Raw genomic sequence first — 15487 nt, 5'->3', positions numbered from 1 at the left:
AAATGGCAATTAAGACTTCAGATTTAAACGCAAGATTATTTGGCAAAGCGAATAAGCGTCACGTGACCACACCGCAAGAAGCGCAACAAGCGGCAAAAGAACAGGCTCAGGTTATTGAACTTTCAGTGGCTGGCGAAGAGAAAGTTCAGTTTGAATTGGTGCGTATTCCTGCCGATCAGGTCAGCGAACAAACCGTCGTATTTTCAGAAAATGCGCGTGAACAAGCATTTCTAAACGAACACGCACTATCAGATGTGTTGGTCACATTAAAAGAGCGTGGTCAGCAATATCCGGCAGTGGGTCGCAAGTGTGAAGATGGCAAGATTGAAGTGCTCGATGGTAGCCGTCGTCGTATGTCTTGTATCTTGGCGGGACAGGAATTCCTTATCTACGTTGGTGAGAACATTAGCACTGAACATGCTAAGTTCCTTTCTGACGTGGCTAACGCACACAAGCCTCTTTCTTTGTACGAAAAAGGCAAGGAGATGCTCGCTAAACTGGAAAGTGGTGACGCAGAAGATCAGAAAGCGCTGGCTAAAATGTTCCAGTGTAGTGAAGCACTTGTCAGTGGCGCTTTAAAAGCCGCAGATCTACCACTAGAACTACTACAAGCGTACCCAAATGTGGCAGAGCTTGGTCGTCCTACAATCGTTAAACTACATAAGCAATTTAATAGCCTGGATAAAGGGCAACAAGGTAAACTGCTCGATAAGTGTCGTTCTGAAGAAGGTTTTGTTTGGCAAAGAAGCCAGTCTCAGGGTGTCGCTCGAATCACTAAAGAAGTGACCGAGAATATTGAAGCTTGGATTGAAGAGTTGGCGCCAAGCAAGAAAGCAACAGCGACAAAAACGGAACTTATTAAAGGTCGTGCGAGCTATAGCCGTAAAGGCAGTAACTTAACGCTCAACCTAAAGAAAGTTGACGATGCATTAATGCAAGAGATCTTAGATCTGGTTGCCAACAAATTGAACTAGCCAGTTTTGTTATTGAATAAAGCCGCCTCTGGGCGGCTTTTTTTATGTCATAATGTGGCTGCCCAATACCACATTTTATTCGTATCGAACTCATGAAATTGATCAACGACTACTTATCCCAGCTACTAAGCATAGCTCGCCAATCTAACCACCGCTTTGGTGTTGTTATACGTGGAGATGATCTATGGCAGCAGCAGTGTGTCGTGGAAGCAGCCTGTCATCTGGATAGCTCAGTCATTTATCAACTGGGTGGTAAAGCGCATATAGAGGTGGGCAAAGTCGTTCAATACAACAAAGGCCAGCAACTTCTGGGGCAGGAGTGCCAGCTGCTTATTTGCGATTTTCGGGCAGGCTTCGATGCCAATAGCTTTACCGCCGCGACAGGTTGTGTACGTGGGGGAGGGCTGGTTGTGATTGTTACTGATGTGAACGGTGGTGAAGGATATGACCAGATTTGGCTGAATAATGCGTTAGGACATTTGATACAACTTACGCAGAACCAACCTTTGGCGCCATTACCGCAAGTAGTGGAGCATGCGTTCGAACCGTATCACCAACAGCAGCTGGCGATTGATAAAATCGTTAAAGTCGTTGAAGGCCATCGTAAAAGACCTCTAGTGATGACCGCTGACCGCGGTCGGGGTAAAAGCAGTGCAATGGGAATCGCTGCTGCACAACTCATGCAGTCGCGTAAGATTCGAATTGTGCTGACAGCGCCAAGTGTCGCAACCATTCAACCTGTATTCGAGCACGCTAGTCGTTTGCTTGATGGGACTAAAGTAGAAAACAACCGACTAAGCTACCACCAATCGGTCTTAGAATTCATCGCTCCCGATGAGTTACTTCGCAGCCAAGTTGAACTTGATTGTCTATTGGTTGATGAAGCTTCGGCTATTCCGATTCCAATGCTGCAACGCATGGTCGAGCACTATCATCGCGCGGTATTCTCTACCACGATTCATGGTTACGAAGGGTGTGGACGTGGTTTCAGTGTTAAGTTCCAGACATGGCTTAAACAACAACGTCCGGGCACTAATTTTTATCATCTCGAACAACCAATTAGATGGAATCAAAACGACCCGCTAGAAAACTGGCTGTTTACCAGCTTTTTACTCGATAGCGATTTGGATACTTTGGCGGATGTTCAAAGAGAGCCTCAGCTACAGCGCATTGAAAAAAAACAACTGGTCGCAGAACCTAAGTTATTGGCAAGCTGCTTCGCTTTGCTAGTGAATGCTCATTATCAGACTTCGCCCAATGACCTGATGCTACTACTGAGCGATGAAGCGATTCACCTTTATGCCGCCTTTGACGGGGGAACCTGCCTTGGATGTATTTTGGCAATTGAAGAGGGGCAGCTTGAGAGTCAGCTAGTTGAGCAGATCTGCCTTGGTAAGCGTCGACCTAAAGGGCACCTGGTTGCGACGACGTTAGCTAACCAGATGGGAATTACTGCCGCGGCTCGGCAATCAAGCCTACGGATTATGCGTATCGCGGTTCACCCTCAGCGACAGCGAAGTGGCGTTGGTCGACAGATGATTGCTCAATTACGTCAGCAAACCGAGTATGACTTTTATTCCACCAGCTTTGGAGCAACGAGCGAGTTGGTGAGATTTTGGAATCAATCAGATTTCCATTCGGTTCGACTTGGTAGTCAACGTGACCAAGCGAGTGGTACACATTCACTTATCATGATTAACGGCGATTTAGATTGGCTGGATGAGGCTAAAGCGCAGTTTGCTGACAGCATGCATTACTCATTGGGTACAATATTTTCGCAACTTGAGATTGAACTTGTCCGTAGTTTAACGCCGATTAATGATGCTTCCGTAGTAAAAGCAGGCGTTCATCAACTGATAGAGCGCTATTGTTTGGGCGGTTCAAGCTATGATAGTGTCGCTCCTTTACTCAACTTATGGTGGCAATCATCCCCACAACTCGCTTATAAAGTGAGTGATCTATTTATTCGACTTGTCGTACAAAGAAACAGTTGGGCAGATTGCATAGCCGAGTTCGGCATGACTGGCAGAAAGCAAGCAGAGCAAGTTTTCCGCCAGCATCTAAGTGAATTGGTGAAAAAGTCGCGCTGAAGAGAAGGCTAGGTTCGCGATTTACACTGTAAAAGAGCTGCCCGACCAGACCATTTACAGTGTAAACCAGAGTCGCTTTTACACTGTAAATTCCATTCAGTGATTGTTATTTACTCTTTCTCAATTTTAAGAGCGTGATTTATTTGCGTTTTTTTTGGCGCTTATGAAACGTTATGTAATTAGCTAATATATAAAGACAATACGACTTCAGACTCATCCTTTCGTCAAACTTTTCACCCAAACTATCTAGCTACACCGCTTGCGGATTAATGATTCCTTCCTACACTCATCTTAAGCAACATGGTTAATATCGGCTAGGAATAATAATAAAGTGAAGGTTGAAGACATGGAATGTTTGTTACCTGAGTCATTAGACATATCTACCGTACTCGACAGTGCGAGTGATTACAAAGCGTGGCTTACTCAAGATACCCATCAAATTCAAATCGATGCATCGCACGTCAATCGCCTTGACGCTGCCGGATTGCAAGCTTTGCTCGCCTTATTCTTATCCGCTAAATCCAATCAGATAGATATTCAACTAGTAAAACCTACTCCGTTACTGATCGAAGGTATTAATACGTTAGGGCTACGCGATCAGTTTGAAATCAACAGTGAAGTTGGAGAACTGCAACATGACTAAAATTCTAGCTGTGGATGATTCTGTCTCAATTCGTCAAATGGTGAGTCATACATTACGTGATGCTGGCTATGACGTTGAAACGGCAAATGACGGTCGCGATGCACTGAGCAAAGTGACTTCGGCGAAGTTTGATGTCGTCATATCTGACGTCAATATGCCGAATATGGGGGGATTTGAGCTGGTAAAAGCTTTGCGGGAAAAACCGCAATACAAATTTATTCCGATATTAATGCTAACGACTGAAACAAGCACCGATAAGAAGCAACAAGGAAAGTCTGCTGGTGCAACAGGTTGGTTAGTAAAGCCGTTTAATCCAGACACACTACTAAAAACATTAAAACGTGTGATTTAAACCGAGCTTCTCTCACACTGCAACGTCAATTGGTGAGGTTACATTATGGCTTTAGACATGGAACAGCTGCGCAAGATGTTTTACGAGGAGTGTCGTGAAAATCTTGAAGTGCTAGAAGATGTTCTGCTCAACTTGGACCCAGAGCACGTAGAAGACGAGTCCATAAATACGATTTTTCGTGCCGCTCATTCAATCAAAGGCGGGGCGGGGACATTTAATTTACTCGACATTAGTGAGTTTACTCACGGTGTGGAAGCCTATCTTGACTTAGTCCGTAATCAAGAGCGCAGCTTGAGTGCGGAAACCATCGACCTGCTTTTAAAAAGCGGAGATTGTATTCACAGCATGCTCGAAGGCCATGAACAAGGCAGCGAAGTGAATGAAGTTCTCAAGCAAGAGGTCAGTCAAAAGTTACTGGTTCTGCTGGATGACAACGCATCCGAATCGACTTCAGAGCAAACACAACAGCCAGATGCTGAAAACGAAACTTCAACTAATAGCGACCAACCCTGGCAAATTGTATTCGCTCCCCATCAAGAAATGTTCTTCAGTGGTAATGATCCATTACGTATCTTACGTGAATTGAGCGAGTTAGATACCTCATGCGAAATTAGCGCTGATACATCTAAATTACCTGATATCGAGGCCATCGAGTCTGAACTTTGTTACTTAACCTGGAGCGCCACTATCAGTGGTGAAGTAGAACTTGAACAGATTCAGGAAATCTTCGAATGGGTTGAGGATGAGTGTGACCTCACCATCGAACGATTGGGTGGCAATGATGTAACGAGTGACATCGCTGGCGCGAGCGAATCGCAACCTGAATCTCCAAAGGTAGATACACCGGTTAAAAAAGCCGAGCCTGAAGCCAAATCTACCAAGGTGGCGAAATCAGATTCCAGTGTCAGTTCAATCCGCGTCGATATCGATAAAGTGGATAGCCTTATCAATCTGGTCGGTGAGTTAGTTATTACCCAGTCTATGCTGACTGAGATTGGTAATGACTTCACGATAGAGAAACTCGAAAAGCTTAAAACCGGACTGGATCAGTTACTACAGAACAGCAAAGACCTTCAAGAAAACGTTCTGAATATTCGCATGTTACCGATGAGTTTTGCTTTCAGTCGTTTCCCTCGACTGGTGAGAGACTTGTCGAGTCGTTTGGAAAAACAGGTCGATCTGCAAATCAAAGGTGAACAGACCGAACTCGATAAAACCGTGTTGGAACGGATTGTTGATCCCTTAGTTCACCTGGTACGAAACGGCATCGATCACGGTATTGAGCAGCCTTCGACTCGCCTTGCTAACGGCAAACCTGAAATGGGAGTGATTGAACTCAACGCCTACCATCAGGGCGGCTCGATAGTGATTGAGATTCAAGATGACGGTGCAGGACTTAACTGTGACAAATTGTGGGACAAAGCGTTAGAAAAAGGGGTGTTAGCGGAAGACTCAAGGCGTGAAGAGTTCTCTGACAAGCAGATCATGAATCTGATTTTTGCACCTGGTTTTTCCACGGCTGAACAAGTGTCCGACATTTCAGGTCGAGGCGTCGGAATGGACGTTGTTCGACGCAATATCGAAGAGTTGGGTGGACATATTGAAGTGGAATCCAGTCTTGGCGAAGGAAGCTGTTTCACCATTAGTCTACCGCTCACATTGGCTATTCTTGATGGCCAACTGGTCAAAGTGGCAGGTGAAGTTTATGTCATACCACTGCTGACGATTGTCGAATCGATTCAAATTGACCCTGCATGCATAAAACACGCGTCGGGAGGCATCGAACTCTACCGATTGCGTGAAGAGAATATTCCTATCTTACGTCTGCAAGATGAATTGGAAATGGGATCAAGTGGTGGATTAGAGCAACGCATTCTTTGCTTTGTCGAAGCGGCGGGAAATCGCGTCGGGCTATTACTTGATGAGCTGCATGACCAACAGCAAGTGGTGATCAAAAGTCTGGAATCGAACTATAGCAAGGTTGCTGGCATCTCAGGTGCGACCATATTGGGCGACGGCTCTGTGTCATTGATTCTTGATATTCAGGGCTTAATTACCAACTTCCTCAATCGATCTTCCGAAGCATCTCATAAAGGCATTGCAGCATAAGGAGTGGGCATGGACGCAGTTACGACAGGGATAGACAGTGCTCAAAACATGACGGATCTATCCAAGCAAAATATTGAAGCTCAGGCCGAGGCTCTGTTGGATAGCATGAACGACGAAGTGAGTGAAAGTGCTGACTTCCTGAGTTTTAAGCTGGCTCATGAGTTGTATGGCGTAGAAATCAAAGATGTTGAAGAAATCCGTGTATGGGAGCGACCAACGCCCATCCCGAGAGCACCAGAATTTGTCCGTGGGGTGATTAACCTGCGCGGAATGATTGTTCCAGTCGTTGATCTGCGCTCAAGATTCTCTGTCGGTAAGTGTGAGTACCTGCCAACCACTGTCGTGATAGTGCTTCGTTACAGTGATGAAGAGAGTGAACGTCTGATGGGCTTAGTCGTCGATGCAGTGAGTGATGTCGTCAGTCGCGGGCAAAACGAACTCTACCCGGCAGTGGGTGAATCACTAGTGACGCCTTATCTACAAGGATTGATCAATGTTGGAGAGCAAGTGATGTCACTGCTTGATACCGAAGAACTGCTCAACATCGAACGTATATTGAGGGTGGAATCATGATCGCAACACAAGAGTTTCTAAGTTTTCTGCTTGAAGGTGAAGAGTATGGCGTTCCAATTCTAGACGTACGTGAGGTACGTGGTTGGAACACCGTTAGAGAGGTACCTAATTCACCTGCCTATATGAAAGGAGTTCTTGAGATTCGAGGGGAATACGTACCGATTGTGGATCTGAGAATGCGATTTGGTTTAGCACCAGCAACGATAAGTGTGACTACTGTTGTGATAGTGCTCAATGATGCGCAACATCAACCACTCGGCATCATCGTAGATGGTGTCTCAGAGGTTTACCCACTAACCGAGGAGCAGATAAAGCCATCGCCTTATGTCTCATCAGATGTTGATCATAGCTATGTACGCGGAATCGCATCGGTGAGTAATGGCCATTTAGTTTTAATTAATTTAGACGCTTTGTTCGATGCAGCAGAGCTAGTAGTACCCGACCAAGCGGAAGAGAGTTGGGCCTAATGCCAATGTGAATGCGGTGTATTCGTTTTGGTAACACACGTCAGAAGAAGCAACCAGTGAGAGGTAACTCATGGCATTTTGGAATAAACACCCAGAGCCTGCTGCTCAATTCGTAGCACCAACGCAGGACACGCTAACCGACGAGTTCGAACCTGAAGAAGAACAAGGGATATCGAAGGAACAATTACTATCGGCGCTTAATGCAGCTCAAACAGCACTGATGATGATTGACCGTGATTTTAATATCACCTATCTCAATCAGAAATCGGTAGATTTGCTTAAGACCCATGAAGCTCTGTTCCAGTCGATTTGGCCTAACTTCCAGGCTACTGAAGAGTTTTTACTTGGCTACTGCATCGACTTGTTCCATGCCAACCCAAGTCACCAGCGACAGATGCTGTCCAATCCATCTAATTTACCTTACACCACAACCATTACGGTTAAGGATGTGAAGATAGAGTTGAATGTTGGTGCCATTATTGATGCCAGCGGGGCTTATGTGGGTAATACACTGGAATGGTCTGATGTTACTGACGCGCTGAAACAAAAGAATGACATTACCCGCTTACAGTCAGCGGTTAATCAGGCACAAACTGCCATGGTTATGATCGATCGAGATCTGCAAATCACTTATGCCAATCAGGAAACGATCAACTTGTTCCGTAAACATGAAGCAACAATGCGTTCGGTTTGGTCTGGTTTTACGGCGAGTGAAGAGTGGTTAATGGGACGCTGTATCGATGAGTTCCACCGCAACCCGGCTCATCAACGACAGCTACTAGCGGACCCAGGCAACTTGCCTTACAAAACGGATATTGCCATCAAAGATATCCTGATTGAGCTCAACGTTGCGGCGATCAATGATGCGCAAGGTAACTATATTGGTAACACGCTTGAATGGCGTGACGTGACAGAGGAACGTGCCAAAGAAGAAGAGATTGGTCGATTAGCTTCAGCGGTGGCCGGTATGACAACCAACATCATGATGGCCGATAAAGACGGTATCATCACCTACCTTAATCCGGCTCTGCATACCTTATTGCGCAGCAGGGAAAGTGACTTGCAGAAAGTCTTGCCTGGCTTTGATGCGAGTGATTTAGTTGGCAAAAACATTGATGTATTCCATAAGAATCCAGGCCACCAGCGCAACATTATCACCAATCCTGACCGCCTACCTTTCTCTTCCAATATCGCAGTGGGTGGATTGGAGTTTAACCTCACCTGTATCGCGATGCGCGATGGACAGGGTAACTACATTGGTCCCGCACTTCAGTGGGTTGATATCACTGAACAGCAAGATGGTCAGCGTCAGGTTGAATCACTGATCCAAAAAGCGATTGCTGGTGATTTGAGTGAACGTATTGATACCAGCGTCTATAACGGCTTTATGAAAGAGTTAGGCGACGGCATCAATAATCTGCTCGATACCATGGTTGTTCCGTTAGGTCAGTGTATTGATGTCATGAGTCAGGTGGCCGAAGGAAACCTGAATACCACCATGCCAGAAGACAATACTGGTGAGTTTGCCCGACTATCGAACGCAGTAAATACCTCGATTCTTAATTTGCGCAATATGGTCGACAAAATCACTCAGTCCTCGGCGCGTGTTGCTACTGCTTCAACAGAAATAGCAGAAGGGAACAATGACTTAAGCCAGCGTGTTGAAGCTCAGGCATCGAACCTGGAAGAGACTGCGGCAAGTATGGAACAGATGACAGCGACAGTGCGCCAAAATGCGGATAACGCTAAAGGTGCTAATGAGCTATCAGACGACGCAACCAAGAAAGCCAGCAAAGGTGGCGAAGTGGTTGGTCAGGCCGTTTCTGCCATGGCTGAGATCAATACTGCGAGTAAGAAGATTGCCGACATCATTGGTGTGATTGATGAAATCGCCTTCCAGACTAACTTGTTGGCGTTGAACGCTGCGGTTGAAGCTGCTCGTGCTGGTGAGCAAGGACGTGGCTTTGCGGTAGTCGCGGGTGAAGTACGTAACCTGGCTCAGCGCAGTGCAGCTGCGGCTAAAGAGATCAAAGGTCTGATTAAAGACAGTGTTGAGAAAGTGGATGAAGGTTCACGTCTGGTTGATGAATCCGGTGAAACCCTTAATGAAATCGTCGACGCGGTAGAGAAGGTGACAGAGCTGATCGCGCAGATTGCTTCTTCAAGTCAGGAACAGTCTACCGGTATTGATGAAATTAACCGTGCCATCGCCACCATGGATGAAATGACTCAGCAGAATGCGTCGTTAGTCGAAGAAACGTCTGCGGCCAGTCAGTCGCTTAAAGATGAAGGTAAGCAACTGCTTCATCTAATGAACTTCTTTGCGACTGACAACAATGTGACCACCTTTGAGTCCAAGTCAGTCGATAAAGGGCGAGATAGTAATGTTCGTGAAATCCGAACACCAAAGGTTGCCAACTCTAGCTTCAAGCTTGAAGAGGATGGAGACGAATGGGAAGAGTTCTAGTTCAGGCTGAAAACTCGATGCCGGACAACAGCGAGTTTGAGCTGACTGACAAAGACTTTAAGTTTATTCAGTGGTTCATGCACAAAAATGTCGGCATCTTCTTTTCAGATCGAAAAAGAACCATGGTTTATGGCCGTATTAGTCGCCAGTTAAGGCGACTAGGTCTAAGCCGCTTTAGCGAGTATCGGCCAATCATCGAACAGGATCCGGCCGAGCAATCCAATTTTATTAACTGTTTAACGACGAACAAAACGCAGTTCTTTCGCGAATATCACCACTTCGAATTTTTGGAAAAGGTATTGCTGAAAGAGTGGCGAGAGCAGGGGCTTGAAAAGGTAAGAATCTGGTCGGCAGGTTGTTCAACAGGCGAAGAGCCATACAGTTTTGTCTCTTCGCTGCACTGGGCTCAGGCATTTAATCAGTTCGAAGATATTAAGCTTATCGCAACGGATCTCGATACTAAGGTGCTGGAACATGCCAAGCGCGGCATCTATAGCGACGAAGCGGTTAAGACCATACCTGCTAAGTATCTGAAACCGGGCTTTGTTCGCGGTACCGGACAACAGCAGGGCAACATTAAATGTCGTGTTGGACTGCAGAAGTACATCCAGTTTCGTCAATTAAATCTGCTGGAGAAATGGGACTTTAACCAACCTTTCGATCTGATCTCATGTCGTAACGTGATGATCTATTTCGACAGACAGACTCAGGCAAAATTGATCAAGCGGTTTCATCAACAGTTAAAACCTAATGGTGTGCTTTTTATCGGTCACTCAGAGAGTGTGCCAGCGAGCATTGATCTGTTCCACCATCTTGGACACACCATATACGTTAAAAAATAGGCAAGGACAATGATAGGTGCGAGGCTTGCAACGCCAAAGTATGAGAACGACCACTTTAACCGCTTTTACCATCCGACTAAGGAAAAGCACATCGTAAAGCTGCTACCAGGAGGAATATACAGTACTGATGCACATGACGAGTTAATCGCGACAGGCTTAGGGTCGTGTGTTGCTGCCTGTATGTGGGATGCAGATGCAGGCATTGGTGGTATGAATCACTTCCTGCTGCCTTTTGATAGCAAGTCTCAACTTAAGTCCTGGAAACCGGAAGAGGTTATTTCCACCGCCTCACGTTATGGCAGTTATGCAATGGAGATGTTGCTCAACGCTATGATCGCCAGAGGTGCTAAGCGTTCATCACTACAGGTTAAGTTGTTCGGAGGGGCGCAAATGCTAGGGCGCAACTCTATGGTAGGAGAAAAAAACGTCGCATTTATTCTCAATTACATTCAACAAGAAGGGATGCATGTGACCGGGCAGGATCTCGGAGGTCTTGAGCCCAGAAAGGTTATCTTTGACCCGATTAGCGGTAAAGCGTGGCTTAAACGGATTCCATTTACCGAAGTACACCTGCTACAACACCAAGAAGAAAAATACGCCAGTCAGTTGGATAGGGAAAGTCATCGCCCACATGACGATGACGTGGAGCTGTTTTAATGAAAAAATAAAAGTATTGATCGTTGATGATTCACCAGTATTCAGAGCCTTACTACAACAACTGATCAACTCAGATCCAGAATTGGAAGTGGTCGCAATGGCTGAGGATCCCCTTCAGGCAAGAGAGTTGATCAAGCAGCACAACCCTGATGTATTAACGCTTGATATTGAAATGCCGAAGATGAATGGGGTTCAGTTCTTAAAGAATTTGATGCGTTTAAGACCTATGCCTGTTGTGATGATCTCGACGCTGACTCAGCATGGCGCAGAGCCGACGCTCGCGGCGCTGGAATTAGGCGCTGTGGATTACTTCCCCAAACCAGCGGTTGATAGCACTGCTGAGATGGTTAACTACAAAACCTTAGTCAATGAGAAGATCAAGATGGCGGCGGGAGCTAACGTCTCGACTTCAGCGTCGCCAACGCCGCCATCGGTTAAGCTTGTGGCTCCTAAACATAGTCATAAGGTTGAAGTGATCGCCATTGGTGCATCAACAGGTGGAACCGAAGCGGTCAAGCAGGTTTTGTCGGCGCTACCTGCAGGGCTTCCCCCTGTGATCATTACTCAACATATCAGCGCAATGTTCTCGTCTTCATTTGCTGAGCGCCTCAATGAGCATAGTGAAATCCAGGTTAAAGAACTGACCTCAAACCGCGCGCCACTCGTCAATGGTTGCGCCTATCTAGCACCCGGCGACAAACATATTGTTGTTGTTCGACGTGGAACTCACCTCTATTGCCAACTCGATGACAGACCAGCCGTAAACCGACACAAGCCTTCAGTTGACGTGATGTTTGATGCGGTCGCCGAAACTGTGGGGAAAAAATCGATTGGCGTGATTCTTACTGGTATGGGGCAAGACGGCGCGAGAGGCATGCTTCGAATGAAAGAGCAGGGCGCAAAAACCATTGCTCAGGATAAAGCGTCATCTGTGGTGTGGGGCATGCCTCGTGTCGCAGTAGAAATGGATGCAGCAATGGCTGTCGTTGATTTAAACAACGTCGCAGAGCAGATCTGTCACTATTTGTCAGCGGATTGATTGTCTGGGCTCACAACATCAAGGAATACCGATGAAAATAACATTAAGCAAAATAAAAACCCGCTACTTCATCGCTGTTGGCCTGCAGGTTCTACTGTTGTCGATCGCAGTGAGTATGTCTTCCTCTGTTGCCCATGTCGCCCTGATCGTTCTCGCGGCAGCTATCCCTTGGATAGTGATGCCTAAGCAGATGAATCAAAGCGAACCAAGTGAGCAAGCGTCGATAACCAGCGAGATAACACAATCGGGTGGCAAGCCAGATCAAGTTTATCCCTTGATCAATGTTCTGTCTCAGCAACTGCGAGACCCGTTGGATCATCAGAGAAGTGTGGTTGATGAGTCCGTTGAGACACTCAATGAAAGCTATTTCGAACTGCAAAAACTGGCTGAACAACAAAACCAGATTACCGCAGAGCTGGTCGAAAACCTGCTTGGTAACCGCGATAGCAATAGTGATATCAGTCAGGTGCTACCGAAAACTGAAGCCATTATTCGTCAGTTTGTTGATACGCTTGTGGACGTGTCAGAGAAGAGTATCTCTGCGGTGCACAGTATTCATGATATGTCAGACAAGCTTGATGCGGTATTCCGTTTACTAGAACAGGTTCGCGGGCTTTCTGAGCAGACTAACTTACTGGCTCTGAATGCGGCCATTGAAGCAGCGCGTGCTGGTGACGCGGGAAGAGGCTTTGCCGTGGTTGCTCAGGAAGTTCGCAACCTGTCGGTCAAAGCCGAAGAGCTTAATACTCAGATTGAATCAGAGATCAGCGTCGCCCAGCAAACCGTTCAGGAAGCCAATAAAACCGTTGGTGAAATGGCGTCGATTGATATGACAGAAGCGATTGAGTCAAAAGAAAAAGTGGATGAAATGCTCCGCGGGGTACAGCAGGTTAACGTCACTGTCGAGCAGGAAGTGCAAAAAATCCGCTCGAGTGGGGATCTGCTGCATGCCCAAGTCGACAACGGTATCCGCGCTCTACAGTTTGCCGACATCATTGTTCAGCAAGGTGACTATGCAAAACAGACCGTCAATTACCTGGAGCAGTTTTCTGAACTTTGTCAGCAATGGACAAATAACAAGATTGAGCTTGATGACTTCACACTCGCGTTAGTTGAGTTACAGGCAGAGATAGACAATCGAGGTGCTCCAGCAGCTTCTCAAGAGAGTATTGATGAAGGCGAAGTCGAGCTGTTCTGAACACTTGGGTAGTCTCTAAGCAGAGAGAAAGGGGAATAACATGTCAGTAGAAGCACAGGTAGACTCTGCCGCTAAACATATCACAATTTTGATTGAAGGCGCTTTTGGCTTCAATTTGGTACAGGATTTCAGACGCTGCTATAACGATCGACAAGAGTTTCGTTTCACCATCGATCTTAGAAAAGTTGACTATATCGACAGTGCTGGCTTAGGCATGCTGCTCAATATGCATAACTACCTCGGCCAGGACGATGGCATGATCAAAATAACTAATACGCTGCCGCAAGTTAGAAAAATTTTGACGATATCTCGCTTCGACAAAAAATTTGTCATCGAGTAAACCTGAGGAGGTCGTATGCATGTAATGATTGTTGACGATCATGCTACGAACAGAGAGCTATGCCGTTATATGCTCAGTCATCTCTCTGAAGTTGTGAGCACGTTTGAAAATGGTGAGGGTGTTGTCGAGGCGATGTCTCAGATGGACGCGTTGCCCGATGTGATTTTGCTCGATGTGATGATGCCAGTAAAAGATGGTATTACCACCGCGCAAGAGATAAGGCAGGCTTTTCCTGAAGTCCATATGCCGATCATCTTTCTCACTGTACTGGACGATCACGCTTCGTTCGAACGCTGCTTAAAATATGGTGATGACTTTATTCTAAAACCTGTTGAGCGAAGTGTTTTATTGGCAAAAGTGCAGGCTCATTACCGCATTGCGAAGATGCATAGTGAGGTTAAGGAACAGCGAGATGAGCTAAGTCAGTTTCATGAACAGGTTCGTTACGACTACGCAATTGCCGAGTCGATCTTCTCCAATCTGATGCTTGAAATGAGCTCGCAGGTCAAAAGCATATTCGGCATTAACTACCTCTCAACTCCATCAACGGTGTTTAACGGCGACTTAATCGTGGTCGCTAATCGCCCCCATGGCGGTGTCTATGTGATGATCGCCGATGCGACTGGCCACGGCTTACCTGCGGCAATCTCTGCCATACCAGCAACACGCGCTTTTTTCTCAATGGCGGCCAAAGGGTTGTCTCTGGGCGAAATCGCGCGAGAGATTAATGAAGTTCTGGTGCGATTCCTGCCGATGGGCATGATGCTGGCGGCCAGCATATTTGAGGTGCGTGCGAATGGATTCGAAGTTTCCTGGTGGGGTGGTGGGTTGCCTGATGGTTATTTGATTGACCGGGATGGCACCATAGTGCGTCGCTTAACTTCGACCCATATGCCGTTAGGTGTGTTGCAGCCGCATGAATTTGAATCGGATTTGGTTCACTTTAAACTGGAGCCTGACCAACAAATTATTTGTTACACCGACGGTGTGATTGAGGCAGTTAATGAAGAGGGCGAACAATTTGGTCAGGAACGCCTCGAGCGGGCTTTTAACAGCAACAGAGCCATTATCCCAACCCTGTACGACTCAGTGCGTCAGTTCGCTAACAAGTCGGTCGGAGATGACCTGTCTATTCTTGCGATGAGATTTCCTATTTCGAATGGTAATATCCAGGAACCACCGCCTAATGGCACTCATATCAATCAAATTCCCAGTCAATCTAAGCTACGCTTAGATGGAGAAGTACTGCGCAACGTGTCCGTGATGATTGAAGTACGTAAGTTTGTCGCGGGAATACTGCACGGTGGTGTGCATTTAGATTTGGTGTGTTCTGTTTTGTCTGAACTGTTTGCCAATGCGATAGAGCATGGCTTACTGCGACTGGACTCCGCAATCAAAGAAGAGCCAGATGGCTTCTTCTTGTTTTATCAGTTGAGAGAAGAAAAACTCAAAGACCTGGAAGACAGCGCGTGGGCTGAGTTAACGATCGACTTTTTACCCAAAGAAGAAAAGTTGGTTATGGAATTAGAGCATAATGGCGAAGGCTTTGATTACCAAAAAGACTATGGCTCCCATCAGCAAAAACAGCAACTTACCCACGGTCGCGGCATTGTTCTTGCTTCCGAATTATGTGATTCATTAGAGTATTCTAAACAGGGTCGTAGTGTAACGGCGGTATATTCGCTCAAAGCAGCTCATCACTTTCCGAGCTCCAGCTAACGTTATTTACAGTGTAA

At 46.3% G+C, this 15487-nt stretch carries 14 protein-coding genes; all 14 read left to right on the top strand.

The features are described from left to right. Window positions 1–2 precede the first annotated feature (2 nt). The 14 genes from RH46_RS13160 (at window position 3) to RH46_RS13095 (ending at window position 15470) form a co-directional block, all read left to right on the top strand. Window positions 3–974: a ParB/RepB/Spo0J family partition protein gene (locus RH46_RS13160; RefSeq protein WP_006879968.1), complete on the top strand. Its 972-nt coding sequence runs from the start codon at window positions 3–5 to the stop codon at window positions 972–974. Window positions 975–1066: 92 nt separating this feature from the next. Then, entirely contained in the window at window positions 1067–3064 is a 1998-nt protein-coding gene (locus tag RH46_RS13155) for a tRNA(Met) cytidine acetyltransferase TmcA (protein WP_006879967.1), read from the top strand. A 346-nt stretch (window positions 3065–3410) separates the two neighbouring features. Next, entirely contained in the window at window positions 3411–3707 is a 297-nt protein-coding gene (locus RH46_RS13150) for an STAS domain-containing protein (protein WP_040895856.1), read from the top strand. Further along, window positions 3700–4059, top strand: a complete 360-nt coding sequence (locus RH46_RS13145; RefSeq protein WP_006879965.1) for a response regulator — start codon at window positions 3700–3702, stop codon at window positions 4057–4059. The genes RH46_RS13150 and RH46_RS13145 overlap by 8 nt, the downstream gene beginning before the upstream one ends. Before the next feature lie 45 nt (window positions 4060–4104). Further along, window positions 4105–6168 (top strand): chemotaxis protein CheA, encoded by a 2064-nt coding sequence (locus RH46_RS13140; RefSeq protein WP_006879964.1) that lies wholly within the window; start codon window positions 4105–4107, stop codon window positions 6166–6168. 9 nt (window positions 6169–6177) lie between these two features. Then, the gene (locus RH46_RS13135) at window positions 6178–6741 is read left to right on the top strand and encodes a chemotaxis protein CheW (RefSeq protein ID WP_006879963.1); all 564 of its coding nucleotides are present in this window, start codon (window positions 6178–6180) and stop codon (window positions 6739–6741) included. Further along, window positions 6738–7208, top strand: coding sequence for a chemotaxis protein CheW (locus RH46_RS13130; protein ID WP_006879962.1), 471 nt, complete (start codon window positions 6738–6740; stop codon window positions 7206–7208). The genes RH46_RS13135 and RH46_RS13130 overlap by 4 nt, the downstream gene beginning before the upstream one ends. Window positions 7209–7278: 70 nt before the next feature. Then, window positions 7279–9675, top strand: coding sequence for an aerotaxis transducer Aer2 (gene aer2 / locus RH46_RS13125; RefSeq protein ID WP_006879961.1), 2397 nt, complete (start codon window positions 7279–7281; stop codon window positions 9673–9675). Continuing rightward, window positions 9660–10517 (top strand): CheR family methyltransferase, encoded by an 858-nt coding sequence (locus RH46_RS13120; RefSeq protein WP_006879960.1) that lies wholly within the window; start codon window positions 9660–9662, stop codon window positions 10515–10517. Before aer2 ends, RH46_RS13120 begins: the two co-directional genes overlap by 16 nt. 9 nt (window positions 10518–10526) lie before the next feature. Continuing rightward, window positions 10527–11174, top strand: coding sequence for a chemotaxis protein CheD (locus tag RH46_RS13115; RefSeq protein WP_006879959.1), 648 nt, complete (start codon window positions 10527–10529; stop codon window positions 11172–11174). Continuing rightward, entirely contained in the window at window positions 11149–12213 is a 1065-nt protein-coding gene (locus RH46_RS13110) for a protein-glutamate methylesterase/protein-glutamine glutaminase (RefSeq protein WP_006879958.1), read from the top strand. The genes RH46_RS13115 and RH46_RS13110 overlap by 26 nt, the downstream gene beginning before the upstream one ends. A 31-nt stretch (window positions 12214–12244) precedes the next feature. Further along, on the top strand, window positions 12245–13411 hold the full coding sequence (locus RH46_RS13105; RefSeq protein WP_006879957.1) for a methyl-accepting chemotaxis protein: 1167 nt from the start codon (window positions 12245–12247) through the stop codon (window positions 13409–13411). A gap of 40 nt (window positions 13412–13451) precedes the next feature. Then, window positions 13452–13751: an STAS domain-containing protein gene (locus tag RH46_RS13100; RefSeq protein ID WP_006879956.1), complete on the top strand. Its 300-nt coding sequence runs from the start codon at window positions 13452–13454 to the stop codon at window positions 13749–13751. A 15-nt stretch (window positions 13752–13766) separates the two neighbouring features. Continuing rightward, window positions 13767–15470, top strand: coding sequence for a fused response regulator/phosphatase (locus RH46_RS13095; RefSeq protein WP_006879955.1), 1704 nt, complete (start codon window positions 13767–13769; stop codon window positions 15468–15470). Window positions 15471–15487: the final 17 nt, after the last annotated feature.

This window comes from Vibrio brasiliensis LMG 20546 (assembly GCF_000189255.1).
Taxonomy (GTDB): Bacteria; Pseudomonadota; Gammaproteobacteria; order Enterobacterales; family Vibrionaceae; genus Vibrio; species Vibrio brasiliensis.
This window is presented reverse-complemented; position numbering and strand designations above follow the sequence as displayed.